The 14,156-nt window shown below is 73.6% G+C and carries 13 protein-coding genes; 9 read left to right on the top strand and 4 right to left on the bottom strand.

What is annotated here, in order from left to right; genetic code table 11:
- Nucleotides 1-72 precede the first annotated feature (72 nt).
- Nucleotides 73-792, top strand: a complete 720-nt coding sequence (locus tag ACX9MN_RS16450) for an SURF1 family protein (protein ID WP_489724939.1) — start codon at nucleotides 73-75, stop codon at nucleotides 790-792.
- 117 nt (nucleotides 793-909) lie between these two features.
- Entirely contained in the window at nucleotides 910-3,075 is a 2,166-nt protein-coding gene (scpA, locus tag ACX9MN_RS16445; RefSeq protein WP_056523306.1) for a methylmalonyl-CoA mutase, read from the top strand.
- Nucleotides 3,076-3,130: 55 nt separating this feature from the next.
- On the opposite strand, the gene ACX9MN_RS16440 is transcribed toward scpA, so the two are convergent.
- On the bottom strand, nucleotides 3,131-4,243 hold the full coding sequence (locus ACX9MN_RS16440; RefSeq protein WP_489724938.1) for an alpha/beta hydrolase: 1,113 nt from the start codon (nucleotides 4,241-4,243) through the stop codon (nucleotides 3,131-3,133).
- Between the two features lie 217 nt (nucleotides 4,244-4,460).
- On the opposite strand from ACX9MN_RS16440, the gene ACX9MN_RS16435 reads away from it, so the two are divergent.
- Nucleotides 4,461-6,095 (top strand): alpha-D-glucose phosphate-specific phosphoglucomutase, encoded by a 1,635-nt coding sequence (locus ACX9MN_RS16435; protein WP_020093229.1) that lies wholly within the window; start codon nucleotides 4,461-4,463, stop codon nucleotides 6,093-6,095.
- Between the two features lie 128 nt (nucleotides 6,096-6,223).
- Here the strand turns inward: ACX9MN_RS16435 and ACX9MN_RS16430 are convergent, their stop codons facing one another.
- Entirely contained in the window at nucleotides 6,224-6,703 is a 480-nt protein-coding gene (locus tag ACX9MN_RS16430) for a GNAT family N-acetyltransferase (RefSeq protein WP_020093228.1), read from the bottom strand.
- Between the two features lie 193 nt (nucleotides 6,704-6,896).
- Here ACX9MN_RS16430 and rpsD point away from each other — a divergent pair, with 193 nt between their 5' ends.
- Nucleotides 6,897-7,514, top strand: a complete 618-nt coding sequence (gene rpsD, locus ACX9MN_RS16425) for a 30S ribosomal protein S4 (RefSeq protein ID WP_010686187.1) — start codon at nucleotides 6,897-6,899, stop codon at nucleotides 7,512-7,514.
- Nucleotides 7,515-7,625: 111 nt separating this feature from the next.
- Here rpsD and ACX9MN_RS16420 read toward each other — a convergent pair whose 3' ends face one another.
- Nucleotides 7,626-7,928, bottom strand: coding sequence for a hypothetical protein (locus tag ACX9MN_RS16420; protein WP_020093227.1), 303 nt, complete (start codon nucleotides 7,926-7,928; stop codon nucleotides 7,626-7,628).
- Between the two features lie 102 nt (nucleotides 7,929-8,030).
- On the opposite strand from ACX9MN_RS16420, the gene ACX9MN_RS16415 reads away from it, so the two are divergent.
- The 5 genes from ACX9MN_RS16415 (at nucleotide 8,031) to ACX9MN_RS16395 (ending at nucleotide 11,722) form a co-directional block, all read left to right on the top strand.
- Complete coding sequence (locus ACX9MN_RS16415) at nucleotides 8,031-8,369, top strand: DUF2293 domain-containing protein (RefSeq protein ID WP_042670839.1); 339 nt, start codon at nucleotides 8,031-8,033, stop codon at nucleotides 8,367-8,369.
- Between the two features lie 95 nt (nucleotides 8,370-8,464).
- On the top strand, nucleotides 8,465-8,674 hold the full coding sequence (locus ACX9MN_RS16410) for a TOBE domain-containing protein (RefSeq protein WP_020093225.1): 210 nt from the start codon (nucleotides 8,465-8,467) through the stop codon (nucleotides 8,672-8,674).
- 134 nt (nucleotides 8,675-8,808) lie between these two features.
- Nucleotides 8,809-9,873 (top strand): tRNA (adenosine(37)-N6)-threonylcarbamoyltransferase complex transferase subunit TsaD, encoded by a 1,065-nt coding sequence (tsaD, locus tag ACX9MN_RS16405; RefSeq protein ID WP_091978264.1) that lies wholly within the window; start codon nucleotides 8,809-8,811, stop codon nucleotides 9,871-9,873.
- The gene (locus ACX9MN_RS16400; RefSeq protein ID WP_020093223.1) at nucleotides 9,870-10,727 is read left to right on the top strand and encodes a GNAT family N-acetyltransferase; all 858 of its coding nucleotides are present in this window, start codon (nucleotides 9,870-9,872) and stop codon (nucleotides 10,725-10,727) included. The genes tsaD and ACX9MN_RS16400 overlap by 4 nt, the downstream gene beginning before the upstream one ends.
- Nucleotides 10,724-11,722 carry an NAD(P)H-dependent glycerol-3-phosphate dehydrogenase gene (locus ACX9MN_RS16395; protein WP_100252081.1) on the top strand — a complete coding sequence of 333 codons (999 nt, stop codon included), beginning with the start codon at nucleotides 10,724-10,726 and terminating at the stop codon, nucleotides 11,720-11,722. The genes ACX9MN_RS16400 and ACX9MN_RS16395 overlap by 4 nt, the downstream gene beginning before the upstream one ends.
- Nucleotides 11,723-11,748: 26 nt before the next feature.
- Here the strand turns inward: ACX9MN_RS16395 and ACX9MN_RS16390 are convergent, their stop codons facing one another.
- Entirely contained in the window at nucleotides 11,749-14,136 is a 2,388-nt protein-coding gene (locus ACX9MN_RS16390; RefSeq protein WP_489724937.1) for a bifunctional diguanylate cyclase/phosphodiesterase, read from the bottom strand.
- Nucleotides 14,137-14,156: the final 20 nt, after the last annotated feature.

Here is a 14,156-nt window from a genome sequence, read left to right as displayed (position 1 = left end):
GCGCGTTCGGTTTCGAGACCCGCGGGGTCGGGAGGGGGGTCCGATCCGGGCCCCTCCCCGGCCCCGCTCTCGTTGCTGCGGCGCGCCGTGTTCGGCGCCGGCGCGGGCCTCGTCTTCCTGGTGCTGCTGGGGCTCGGGACCTGGCAGGTGGAGCGGCGGGCCTGGAAGCTCGACCTGATCGCCCGGGTCGATGCCCGGGTCCATGCGCCGCCCGTGCCGGCGCCCGGCGCCGCCGCGTGGCCGCGCGTCGGCCCCGACGACGCCTACCGGCACGTCCGGCTCTCCGGCACTTTCCTGCACGAGCGCGAGACCCTGGTTCAGGCCGTCACCGAGCTGGGCGGCGGCTTCTGGGTGCTGACGCCCCTGCGGCGGCCGGACGGGACCGTCGTGCTGGTCAATCGCGGCTTCGTGCCCGGCGACCGGCGGGACCCGGCGACCCGGGCGGCCGGGCAGGTCGCGGGCGAGACCGCGGTGACCGGCCTCCTGCGGCTGACCGAGCCCGGGGGGGCGTTCCTGCGCGCCAACGATCCGAAGGACGGCCGCTGGTATTCCCGCGACGTGGCGGCGATCGCCGCCGCCCGGGACCTGACCGACGTCGCCCCCTACTTCGTGGACGCGGACGCGACACCCAATCCGGGCGGCCTGCCGGTGGGCGGGCTGACGGTGATCGCCTTCCCCAACAACCACCTCGTCTACGCGATCACGTGGTACGGGATGGCGCTGATGCTCGCCGGCGCCGTGATCTACCTGCTGCGGCGCGGCCCGGGGGACCGGGACGTCGAGGCCCGCTGAGGCCTGCTGGGGCGCCGGCGCCGCGCGGCCTCCGCGCGAGGCTTGACCGATAGGGGAGTAGCCCGCTCCGAGCGGGTCCCTATAATGGCGTGACAAACGCCACAACGAGTCAACGCCATGACCTCCCGCATCCCGAACTTCGCCGAAGTCCCGTTCTCAGGCGAATCGCTCGCGGTGTCGGCCCCGGCGCTCGGCGAGCCCTGGATGACGCCGGAGGGCATCCCGGTGAAGGGCCGCTACGGGCCGGAGGACCGGGAGGGCATCGAGTTCCTCGACACCTATCCGGGGATCGCACCGTTCCTGCGCGGCCCCTACCCGACCATGTACGTCACCCAGCCCTGGACGATCCGGCAATATGCCGGCTTCTCCACGGCCGAGGATTCGAACGCCTTCTACCGCCGCAACCTCGCGGCCGGGCAGAAGGGCCTGTCGGTGGCCTTCGACCTCGCCACCCACCGCGGCTACGATTCCGACCATCCCCGTGTCTCGGGCGATGTCGGCATGGCGGGCGTGGCGATCGACTCGATCTACGACATGCGCACGCTGTTCTCCGGCATCCCGCTGGACGAGATGACCGTGTCGATGACGATGAACGGCGCCGTGCTGCCGATCCTCGCCCTCTACATCGTCGCCGCCGAGGAGCAGGGCGTGCCGCCGCAGAAGCTCGCGGGCACGATCCAGAACGACATCCTCAAGGAGTTCATGGTCCGCAACACCTACATCTATCCCCCGAAGGGATCGATGCGGATCATCTCCGATATCTTCGCCTACACGTCGAAGAACATGCCGAAATTCAACTCGATCTCGATCTCCGGCTACCACATGCAGGAGGCCGGCGCCACGAACGACCTGGAGCTCGCCTACACGCTCGCCGACGGCGTCGAGTACATCAAGGCCGGGCTGGCGGCCGGGCTGACCATCGACCAGTTCGCCCCGCGCCTGTCGTTCTTCTGGGCGATCTCGACCAACTTCTTCATGGAGGTCGCCAAGATGCGGGCCGCGCGCCTGATCTGGGCGAAGCTCGTGAAGGGGTTCGATCCGAAGTCGGAGAAGTCGCTCGCCCTGCGCACCCACTCGCAGACGTCGGGCTGGTCGCTCACCGCCCAGGACGTGTTCAACAACGTCACCCGCACCAACATCGAGGCGATGGCGGCGACGCAGGGCGGCACGCAGTCGCTCCACACCAACGCGCTGGACGAGGCGCTGGCACTCCCCACCGACTTCTCGGCCCGGATCGCCCGCAACACCCAGCTGTTCCTCCAGCAGGAGAGTGGCACCACCCGGATCGTCGATCCCTGGGGCGGCTCCTACTACGTGGAGAAGCTCACCGCCGACATGGTCGCCCGGGCGTGGGAGCACATCCGCGAGGTCGACGGGCTCGGCGGCATGGCCAAGGCGATCGAGGCCGGCATCCCGAAGCTGCGCATCGAGGAGGCCGCCGCGCGGGCGCAGGCGCGGATCGATTCCGGCCGCCAGACCATCGTGGGCGTGAACAAGTTCCGGGCCGACGACGAGATGGCGATCGAGCTGCTGCGGGTGGACAACGGCAACGTCCGCCGGCTCCAGATCGACAAGCTCAAGCGCCTGCGCGCCGAGCGCGACGAGGCGACGGTCGCGGACCGGCTCGACGCACTCACGAAGGCCGCCGACGGCACCGGCAACCTGCTCGAACTCGCCGTCGACGCGGCCCGCGCCAAGGCGACGGTGGGCGAGATTTCCGAGGCCCTGGAGAAGGCCTGGGGCCGGCACCGCGCCGAGATCCGCTCGATCTCCGGCGTCTACAAGCGCGAGGTGGGGGGCATGTCGCCTGTGGTCGAGGAAGTCCGGGCGCTGGTCGAGGCGTTCGAGGAGAACGACGGCCGCCGGCCGCGCATCCTGGTCGCCAAGATGGGTCAGGACGGTCACGACCGCGGCCAGAAGGTGATCGCCTCGGCCTTCGCGGATCTCGGCTTCGACGTGGATATCGGGCCGCTCTTCGCCACGCCGGCGGAGGCCGCCCGGCAGGCGGTGGAGAACGACGTCCACATCGTCGGCGTCTCGTCGCTGGCGGCCGGCCACCTGACGCTGGTGCCGGAGCTGAAGGCGGCGCTCACCGAGCAGGGCCGCGACGACGTGATGATCGCGATCGGCGGCGTCATCCCGCCGGGCGACTACGAGGCGCTGACGGCGGCGGGCGCGGCGGCGATCTTCCCGCCCGGCACGGTGATCGCCGAGGCCGCCGCCAAGCTGATCCGCGCGCTGAACGAGCGGCTGGGCTACGCGGCCCGGCAGGCGGCGGAGTAGGGCGCGCCTCCCGCGGCGGCCGGGCTGGCCGCCGCGGACCTTGTGCCGAAGCGCCTCAGTTCAGCGCCTGCGGGTCCGCCTCCGTGAGGAACGCCCCGACGGCGTGGAGGAACTGCATGCGGTTCTTCTCCATCATCACCGTATGGGTGCCCTCCCCCAGCTCGACGAAGCGCTTGTAGGGGGCGTGGGTGAGCTTGGCGAAGTATTCCTGGGCCTGGTAGCTCGGCAGGTCGGCGTCCCACTCGGCGTGGATGATCAGCACCGGCACGCGGATCTCGCCCGGGTCGTAGAGCGGCTTGCCGGCCGCCCAGTAGGCGTCCTTGTCGACGACCGTGCCGTTCGGCGCGCGCAGGACCGGCGGCGACCGCTTCGCGCCGGCCGCGTCGGTCGCGAAGGTCGCGTCGGCCCACTGGTCGAACCAACCCGCCGGGATCAGGTCGGCCTTCTTGTCCTCGGGCACCCCGGTCAGCCAGCGGGCCCGGGCGCTGTCCCGGCTGACGGTGCGGTAGGCCCCCACCTTGCCGCCGCCGCCGATCAGGCCCGGCGTGCGCGCGAGCCATTGCGGCGCGTAGAGGACGAGGCGGTTGACGCTGTCGTTGTGGGTGCTGGTGTAGAGCCCCATGGTGGAGGTCCCCCAGGACCAGCCCATCAGGTCGATCTTCTCGACGCCGCGCCGCTTCTTGATGAAGTCGACGACCTGCCCCACCACCTTGGCGGCGTCGGGCGTGCGCATCAGCGGCGGGTTGTCGTCCGGCGGCGCGTCCATGGCGGCCGGGCGCCCCGACAGGCCGTAGCCCGGCAGGTCCACGCAGTAGACGTCGAAGCCGAGGCCCGCGAGGTAGTCCATGGCCGACATCCCGCCGAGCGGCAGGTCGAAGGCCGTAGAGGACGGGTAGGTCGAGCCGTGCACGTAGAGCAGGATCCGGTCGCCCGGGAACGTGTCGGTGCCGGCCGGGCGCTTGTTGCGCACGTAGATGTCGACGCCCGGCTCGCTCCAGGGCAGGCGGAACTCTTCCGTGGCCAGCCGGGCCGCGGGAGCCGCGACGGCAGGGGCCGCCGAGGCCGCGACCGCCGCTCCGGCGGCGAGCGCCCCGACCAACTCGCGCCGGGCCAGGCCCCGGCCCGGTCGTGCCGCGTTCGGATCTGTCCGCATCGGTCTGTCCGCCATGGTTTCCTCCGGTCCGCCTTGTCTGGCGGCTCGGGCGATTGAACCGGCGGGTGCCGGCGGGCGCAACGCTCCGGAGCGGCCGGCGGCGGACAGGCCGCGGGTTCCGTCGCCCGATCCGGCGAATCCGCGTGATAAAAGCCCGCCCCTGTCGCCGGGGCTGGTGACGCCGCGCCTCCGGGCGGGCATTGAGGCGCAGGATCCCGGGAGACGCCCGCTTATGACGACTCCGACCACCGTCGCCACTACGCCCTTCCCCGACCAGAAGCCGGGCACCTCCGGCCTGCGCAAGAAGGTGCCGGTGTTCCGGCAGCCGAACTACGTCGAGAACTTCGTCCAGGCGATCTTCGACACCCTGCCCGACAGGGCGGGCGCCACCCTGGTGCTGGGCGGCGACGGCCGGTTCCTCAACCGCGAGGTGGTGCAGAAGACGCTGCGGCTGGCCGCCGGAAACGGCTTCGGCCGGGTTCTGGTCGGGCAGGGCGGCCTGCTCTCGACGCCGGCCGCCTCCTGCGTGATCCGGAAGGCCAAGGCGCTCGGCGGCATCGTCCTCTCGGCGAGCCACAACCCGGGCGGCCCGGAGGGCGATTTCGGCATCAAGTTCAACGCCGCCAACGGCGGCCCGGCACCGGAATCCGTCACCGACGCGATCTTCGCGCGGGCCAAGGCGCTGACAGAGTACCGCCTCGTCGAGGCCCCGGACCTCGACCTCGACACGCTCGGCGACACCCGCCTCGGCGCCATGACGGTCACGGTGATCGACCCGGTGGCCGATTACGCCGAGCTGATGCGCACGCTCATCGACTTCGACGCGGTGTCGCGGCTGTTCGCCTCCGGCTTCCGCATGCGCTTCGACGCTATGAGCGCGGTGACGGGGCCGTACGCGACGGCGATCCTCGAAGGGATGCTCGGCGCCTCCGCCGGCACGGTGGTCAACGCCGTGCCGAAGGAGGATTTCGGCGGCCACCACCCGGACCCGAACCCGGTCCACTGCCACGACCTGTTCGACCTGATGCAGGGCCCGGACGCGCCGGATTTCGGCGCGGCCTCGGACGGCGACGGCGACCGCAACATGATCGTGGCGCCGGGCCTGTTCGTGACGCCGAGCGACAGCCTCGCCCTGCTCGCCGCCCACGCCCACCGGGCGCCGGGCTACGCCGGCGGGCTCGCCGGTGTCGCGCGGTCCATGCCTACGAGCCGCGCCGCCGACCGGGTCGCCGCCGCCCTCGGCATCGAGGCCTACGAGACACCCACCGGCTGGAAGTTCTTCGGAAACCTGCTGGATGCGGGCCTCATCACCCTGTGCGGCGAGGAGAGCGCCGGCACCGGCTCGAACCACGTGCGCGAGAAGGACGGGCTCTGGGCGGTGCTGCTCTGGCTCAACATCCTGGCCGCCACCGGCGAGCGCGCCGACGCGCTGGTGCGGGCGCATTGGCGCGCCTACGGGCGCGACTACTACGCCCGCCACGATTACGAGGAGGTCGATTCCGACGCCGCCAACGGCCTGATGGACGCGCTCCGCGAGAAGCTCGCCGGGCTGCCGGGCACGCGGATCGGCGACCTCACGGTGTCGACGGCCGACGAGTTCGCCTACCGCGACCCGGTCGACGGCTCGCTCACCGAGCGCCAGGGCATCCGGATCGGCTTCGCCGAGGACGCGCGGGCGGTGTTCCGGCTCTCGGGCACCGGCACCGCCGGGGCGACGCTGCGGGTCTACCTGGAGCGCTACGAGAACGCGCCGGACCGGCTCGACTTGGCCGTGGCCGAGGTGCTGGCCCCGGTGGCCGCCGCAGCCCGCGCGATCGCCGAGATCGCGCCGCGCACCGGAAGGCCTGAGCCGAGCGTGGTGACCTGAGGGGAGCCGGCAGACGTGCCGTCTCTGCGTGGGGAGCGAAGCGACCCAGAGGCGCCACGCTCGACGGCGGCGCGACTCCGGGTCGCTTCGCTGCGGGCGCGATGGCGGCAGGGCCGGCGCCGATTTCCTCAAACCAGGTCCTTCACCATGTGCACGGTGACGTCGTCGTCGCGGGTCCGGCCCGGTCCGTCGTAGAGTTCCTCCCGCTCCACCCGGTAGCCGAGTGCCCCGTAGAGGCGCAGGTTCGCCGTGTACTTCTTGTTGGTGTAGAGGCGCAGTCGCGTCAGCCCGGCCTCGCCCGCGACCGCGTCGGCGCGTCCCATCAGCCGGCTGCCGAAGCCCCGGCCCTGGAAGGCCGGATGCACCGCGACGTTGACGACCAGAAGGTGATCGGCCTCGGTCCGCGTCTCGATCAGGCCGGCGAGATCCGGGCCGGCCACCAGCAGGTCGAAGCGGTGGTCCCGCAGAGCCTGCGCGTAGTCCGCCCGCATGGGGATCGGCAGGCGGCCGATCACCGGGATCCACTTCGTGTAGGCCGCCTCCACCAGCGCCCGGATCGCGTCCGCGTCCGCGGGCGCACCGCGCCGGAGCGCGACTGACTCGTTCATCTGACCTCTCACGGTTGACCGCGGCGCGTCCGTCCCCTAAAGACCCGCCCGTCGATGGGGCTCCGCACGGGGCCCCGTCGCGTTTTCACGCGCACCCGTGGGCGGGATCCTCCCGCCCTGTCGTCCCGGACCGCGAAGGGCCGGGAAAAGGAGGGCGCGTTCCTCATTCTCGTCACGAGAGGACGCGGAAGATATGTCGAAGCGGATTCAGGCGAAGCACAAGCTCGACCGCCGCATGGGCCAGAACATCTGGGGCCGCCCGAAGAGCCCCGTCAACCGCCGCGAGTACGGCCCCGGCCAGCACGGCCAGCGCCGCAAGGGCAAGATGAGCGACTTCGGCACGCAGCTGCGCGCCAAGCAGAAGCTCAAGGGCTACTACGGCAACATCACCGAGAAGCAGTTCCGCCGCTACTACGCCGAGGCGATCCGCCTGCGCGGCGATTCCGGCGAGAACCTCGTCGGCCTGCTCGAGCGCCGCCTCGACGCCGTGGTCTACCGGGCGAAGTTCGTCGCGACCCCGTTCGCCGCGCGCCAGTTCGTCAACCACGGCCACGTCAAGGTGAACGGCGTCCGCGTCAACATCCCGAGCTACCAGGTGAAGGCCGGCGACCTCATCGAGGTCAAGGAGTCGTCCCGCCAGCTCGAGATCGTCATCGTGGCGACGCAGCTCTCCGAGCGCGACGTGCCGGACTACATCGAGGCCGACCACGCCAAGATGACCGCCCGCGTCACCCGCATCCCCAGCCTGTCCGAGGTGCCCTACCCGGTGCAGATGGAGCCGAACCTCGTCATCGAGTTCTACTCCCGCTGATCCTGTCGCCCCGGCGACCGATGGAGGGGCTGCCCGTTCGGGCGGCCCCTTCGCGTTTCGATACCCTCGTCCCGAAGGCCGGCCTCCGGCACCCGGGACGGGGCGCGGGCCTCAGCAGCCGTGGCAGATCGAGCCCATCGTGTGCCGCATCTTGCTGTCCCAGGCCTTCGAGCGGGCCTCGGCGGCCTTCTGAGCCTTGATCATCTCGGCCTGGCTCACGGGCTGCGGCAACCCGGTGGCCGCGGCGTTGCCCGTCGGCTTGGTCTGGCTCATGGGGGTGACCCGGCGGCCGCCCACGATGGGGCCGGCCGGGGCGGCGGGGCCTGGGCCCGCGCCCGGAGCCGGGCTCTGGGCCAGCGCCGGCGTCGCCCCGAGCAGGAGGCCGAGAAGCAGCGCGGGACGAAGAATTGCCATGGACGTGATCTCCCCGGCGGAGGATCCTGTGCCGGCCCCGCCTCATCTGGCGGCGATCCTACCCGATCACACCTTTAAAATCATGCCGACGGCAGATCCCCGGTGAGCGCCGGTCCGCCCCTGAACCGCCGGGAGGCCGTCGCCGCGGCCCTGGCCCGCCTCGCCCCGCGCCTGCCGGATTTCGAGGCGGAGGCCGCCCTCGACCGGGCGCTGGCGAGCCCCGGCCTCCGCCGGGCCGCCCCCGAGACGGCGGCCCGCCTCGCCCTCGTGGCCTACGCGCGCCACGTCTTCACGGATTACGACGAACTCCTCGCGGAAGGCTACGACCGGGACAGCGCCCGGCACTTCGTCCTCGAAGACCTCAACGCCGCGCTCGCCGCCTGGGGCGCCGCGCCGGTCCCCGAGGACGAGCCCGGCGCGCCCGGGGCCGATCCGCGCTGAGGCGGTCGCGCCGGGCTCCGCCATGCTGTAGGAGACCGGCCCGGGGCCGCCCCGCGGCCCGTTCCGGTGCCGCTCGTGGAGATTGGCAGAAGACCATGAAGATCAGCGCGCGCAACGTTCTCAAGGGTACGGTTGTCTCGGTGGAGAAGGGGGCGACCACCTCCCACGTGAGGATCGAGATCAGCCCCGGCCAGGTGGTCACCGCCTCGATCACCAACGAGGCCGTCGAGGCCCTCAAGCTCGTCGCCGGCGGTCCCGCCTACGCGGTGATCAAGGCCTCCGACGTCATGGTCGCCGTCGACTGACGACGGCTCGCGCGCCGCCCTCCTGGACGGAGGGCGGCGCGCATTCACCACGCTCCGGGCCCGGGCGGGGGCCGGCCGCCTTCGCGCCGCCGCCGCCGCCGGATAGGATGAGCCCGGACCAAGGAGTTCCGCGCGTGCAGAAGACCGTGCTCGGCATCGAGACCACCTGCGATGAGACCGCCGCCGCGGTGGTGTCGGTCGACGAGGAGGGTGGCGCTCAGATCCGCGCCAACGAGGTGCTCAGTCAGATCGCCGAGCACGCGGCCTACGGCGGCGTCGTGCCGGAGATCGCCGCCCGCGCCCATGTCGAGGTGCTCGACCGGCTGATCGCCCGCGCCCTCGACCGGGCCGGGACCGGCTTCCGGGACCTCGACGGCATCGCGGTGGCGGCCGGGCCCGGGCTGATCGGCGGCGTGCTGGTCGGCCTCGTCACCGCCAAGACCCTGGCGCTCGTGACCCGCAAGCCCCTGCTCGCCGTCAACCACCTGGAGGCCCACGCCCTCACGGCGCGGCTCACCGACGGCATCGCCTTCCCCTACCTGCTGCTCCTGGTCTCGGGCGGCCACACCCAGCTCGTCGCCGTGCGCGGCGTCGGCGACTACGTGCGCCTCGGCTCCACCGTCGACGACGCCATCGGCGAGGCCTTCGACAAGGTCGCCAAGCTCCTGGGCCTCGGCTATCCCGGCGGCCCCGAGGTCGAGCGCGTGGCCGAGGCCGGCGATCCCGAGCGCTTCGCCCTGCCCCGGCCGATGCTCGGCCGCCGCGAGGCCGACTTCTCCCTCTCGGGCCTCAAGACCGCCGTGCGGATCGAGGCCGAGCGGATCGCCCCGCTGGCCGAGCGCGACGTCGCCGATCTCTGCGCGAGCTTCCAGGCCGCCGTGGTCGACGTGGTGGTGGACCGCGCCCGGGTCGCCCTGCGCGCCTTCTCGGACGTCGCCGGACGCCCGACCGCCCTGGTGGCGGCGGGGGGCGTGGCGGCCAACGGCGCCGTCCGGCGGGCGCTCGCGTCCCTGGCGGGCGAGGCGGGCCTGAGCTTCGTGGCCCCGCCCCTGCCCCTCTGCGGCGACAACGGCGCGATGATCGCCTGGGCCGGGCTGGAGCGCCTGCGCCTCGGGCTGGTGGACGACCTCACCGCCCCGGCGCGGCCCCGCTGGCCGCTGGCGGCCGCCCCGGCCCGCGCGGCGGTCCCGGCCGGATGAGCGCGGCGGACCGGCGCGCCCACTGGCGGGACCTGGTGGAGCGCCGCCTGCCCGGGGCCGCCCGGCCGGGCTGGCCGGTGCGGCTCGACCATTGCTTCGCCCGCATCCTCCTGGACCACGCCTGCGGCGGTGCCTGGCGCGACCATGTCCGCCCGCCCGCCCACGCCACCATGCCCCTCGCGCAGCTGGAGCTGGCGATCGCGCTCGGCGAGGCGGTGCTCGCGGGGCGCGCGGATCTCGCCCTCCTCAACCGCCGCTCGCTCGCGTGGCGCGGCAAGATCGCCCTGGCGCCGGTGCCCGCGGCTCTCCGCGACGGCGACCTGACCCTGCGCCGCTGGCGCCCGGAGGACGCGGCGCCGTTCGCGGCGCTCAACGCCGATCCGGCGGTGATGGCCCACTGTCCCCGGACCCGGACCGCGACGGAGAGCGAGGCCGAGGCCGGCCTCCTCGACCGCCGCTTCGTGGCGGACGGGTTCGGCCCCTGGGCCCTGGAACACGCGGGCCGGTTCGTCGGCTTCGCCGGCGCGATGCGGATCCTGCGGCCCCTGCCCTTCCCGGGCGGCGACCGGCCCGGTTCGACGGTCGAGCTGGCCTGGCGCCTCGCGCGCGACTCCTGGGGCCGCGGCCTCGCCACGCGCGCCGCGCGGCTCGCCCGCGCCGACCTCGCGGAGCGCTGCGGGATCCGGAGCGTCGTGGCCTTCACGGCGGCCGGCAACGGCCGCTCCCGCGCCGTGATGGAGCGCCTCGGCATGCGCGCGGCCGGGACATTCCCGCACCCGGCGGTGCCGGAGGGGCCGCTGCGCGACCACGTGCTCTACCGGCTGGACTGCGCCGACAGGGAGGAAGCGGCATGAGCGCCGAGACCCCGATCAACGTCGTCGGCGGCGGGGCCTGGGGCACGGCGCTGGCCAACGCCGCCGCCGGGGCCGGCCATCCCGTCACCCTCTGGCTGCGCGACGCGGGGGCCGCCGCCGCCCTGCAGGCCCAGCGGGAGAACCCGCGCTACCTGCCGGGCGTGCCGCTCCACCCGGCGATCCGGGCGACGGGCGAGGCCGCCGACCTCGCCTGTGCCCGGGCGACGCTCCTGGTCGTGCCCGCCCAGACCGTGCGCGGCGTGCTGGAATCCCTGCGCGGACCCCTGGCGACGGCCGGGCCGGTCATCCTCTGCGCCAAGGGGATCGAGCGCGGCAGCGACAGCTTCCTCAGCGCGGTGGCCGAGCAGGTCCTGCCGCCGGGAACGCCCGTGGCGGTCCTGTCCGGCCCGAGCTTCGCGATCGACGTCGCCCGCGGCCTGCCCACGGCCGTGACCCTGGCGGCGGCCGATGCCGGCCGCGCCGCCGCCCTGAGCGCGCTGCTGTCGGGACCGAGCTTCCGCCTCTACCACACCGACGACGTGCGCGGCGTCGAGATCGGCGGCGCCGGCAAGAACGTGCTCGCCATCGCCTGTGGGATCGTGGCCGGGCGCGGGCTCGGCGAGAGCGCCCGGGCGGCGCTGATCGCCCGGGCCTTCGCCGAACTGATGCGCTTCGCCCGCACCTTCGGGGGCCGGCCCGAGACGCTGATGGGGCTCTCCGGCCTCGGCGATCTCGTGCTCACCGCCTCCTCGCCGCAATCGCGCAACTTCGCCTTCGGCCAGCGCCTCGGCGCCGGGGCGAGCCCGGCCGAGGCCGCGGGCGGCAAGCTCGCCGAGGGGGCGTTCACGGCCGCGGCGCTGGCCGGGCTGGCCGCCGCCAGGGGCATCGAGATGCCGGTGGCGGCGGCCGTCGCCGCCATCGTGGCGGGCACCGCCAGCGTCGACGACGTGATCGCCGGCCTGCTGGCCCGTCCGCTGCGCGGGGAGACCGACTGAGCGCCGGCCCCGCCCCGCAACCCGCGTCACGCCACCGAGGCCGCCGGCACAGCGTGGCCTTGTCCTTGTCCTTGGCCGTGGCCGTGGGTGTGGGCCGCGAAGCGCGCGATCGGCGCCGGCCGACCCAGCAGGTAGCCCTGGGCGAGGTGGCACTGCTCGCCGGCCAGGAAGGACAGCTCCTCGGCGGTCTCCACGCCCTCCGCCACCACGGCGAGCCCGAGGCCGCGCCCCAGCCCCAGGACGGAGCGCACGATCGCGGCCCCCTGCGGGTTGCTGTGGACCGCCCTGATGAACGAGCCGTCGATCTTGATCCGGTCGAACGGGAAGGCGCGCAGGTTCGACAGCGACGAGTAGCCGGTGCCGAAATCGTCCATGGCGATCCGCACGCCGAGGGCCTTGAGCTGGCGCAGGGTGAGGAGCGCCCGGGCCGGATCCCGGATCAGCGCGGTCTCGGTGATCTCGATCTCCAGGCGCTCCGCCCGCAATCCGGATTCGTACAGGGTCCCGTGGACGAACGGGACGAAGTGCGGGTTGTGGAGCTGCACCGCCGAGACGTTGACGGCGATCGCCAGCGGGTTCGGCCAGCCGGCCGCCGCCCGGCAGGCCTCCCGCAGCACCCAGGCGCCGATCTCGAGGATCGCCCCGGTCTCCTCGGCGATCGGGATGAACACGGCCGGCGAGATGCCGCCCCTGGCCGGATGGTGCCAGCGCAGCAGCGCCTCGAAGCCCGTGACCGTGCCGGACTCGATCTGGCTCTGCGGCTGGTAGACGAGCTCCAGCTCGCCCCGCGCCACCGCGTGGCGGAGGTCGTGCTCGAGCTGGCGCCTGTCGCGGATCTCGGCGCCCATGCTGGCGTCGTAGCGCCGGCAGGTGCCGCGCCCCTCGCTCTTGGCCCGGTAGAGGGCGGCGTCGGCGTGGCTGAGGAGCGCGCGCAGGTCCGCGGCGTCGTCGGGATAGACCGCGATGCCGATGCTGGTGGCGATCACCGGGCCGGAGGCGGCCGGTACCGCCGCCAGGGTGGCGAGGATCCGCTCGGCCAGCCGCTCCGCCTGTCCCTCCGCCTGCGGCGTCAGGATGGCGAACTCGTCGCCGCCGAGCCGCGCCATCAGCTGCTCGGCATCGAGGAGACCGCCGACCCGCAGCGCGAGGTCGCGCAGCATCGCGTCGCCGGCGGCGTGCCCGAACAGGTCGTTGACCTCCTTGAAGCGGTCGAGGTCCAGGCACAGCACCGCGAGCCGGCCGCCCTGGGCGTCCGCGGCGCGCATCGCGCGCTCGAGCCGGGCGTGGAAGCTCGTGCGGTTGGCGAGGCCGGTGAGCGCGTCGTGGTGGGCGAGGTAGTGGATCTCGCTCTCGGCCCGGCGCCGCGCGCGCAGGTCGCGCACCGCCACGGCGTGGTGCGGCAGGCGCCCGTACTCGGCGACCGGGCGCATGATCACCTCGACGGGAATGGAGGCGCCCGCCGCCGGGACGAGTTCGGTCTCCAGGGGCTGGTCAGCCGTCCCTGAGCCGGGCACGAGGTCCGGCAGGTAGGCGCTGAGGCTCCGGCCCGTCAGGAGGGCCGCCTCCAGGCCCGCGAGCCGGGCGAAGGCCTCGTTGGCGCTGACGATCTCGCCGCCGCGGCAGACGACGAGGCCCTCCACGGCCGCGTTGGCGAGGCTGCGCAGGCGCTCGCGCTCGAGATCGGCGCGGCGGCGCTCGCGCAGGTCGACCACGAGGGCGGCGCCGGCGAGCAGCAGGATCAGGCAGCTCGCCACCGCCACGGCCGCGGCGAGCCACCCGCTCCGGAGCGCGCCCGAGGGGATCGCCACGGTGGGGTCGGGATGCAGGGTCACCGCGCCCATGCCGGCGAAGTGGTGGCCGCAGATCGCCAGGATCAGCAGCGCGGCGCCGCCGTACCGACCCCGGAACGTGGTGGCCGACAGGCCGACCACCAGGGCGGCGGCGCCGAGCCCCGCCCCGAGGCCGACCGAGACCACGACCAGCGCGGGGGTCCAGGCGAGGTGCCCCGCCACCTGATAGGCGGCCATGCCGGTGTAGTGCATCGTCGCGATGCCGCCGCCGACCACGGCGCCGCCGAGGCCCGCCTGGACCGCCCGGCCGGAGACGGCCAGGGCGAAGCCGAGCCCGGTGATCGCGACGGCGTCCACGTAGGAGAGGAGCGTCAGCCCGACGCCGTAGCCCGACGGCAGCCCGGGCTCGAAGGCGAGCATCGCCAGGAAATGCGTCGCCCAGATCCCCGATCCCCCGGCGGCGGCGGCCACCGCGACCCAGACGTAGCGGCCGCGGCCGCCGGTCCGGCCGGCATGGGTGAGAAGCTCGATCGCGGTGCCGCTCGCCAGCGCGCAGACCAGGGCCGCGAGGCCTACCATCCACAGGTTGTGTTCACCGATAAAGCAACCGATGACTGAGATCATGTATGCAACCGGCGATTGGT

The sequence above is a fragment of the Methylobacterium sp. 1A genome (assembly GCF_058072805.1).
This window is presented reverse-complemented; position numbering and strand designations above follow the sequence as displayed.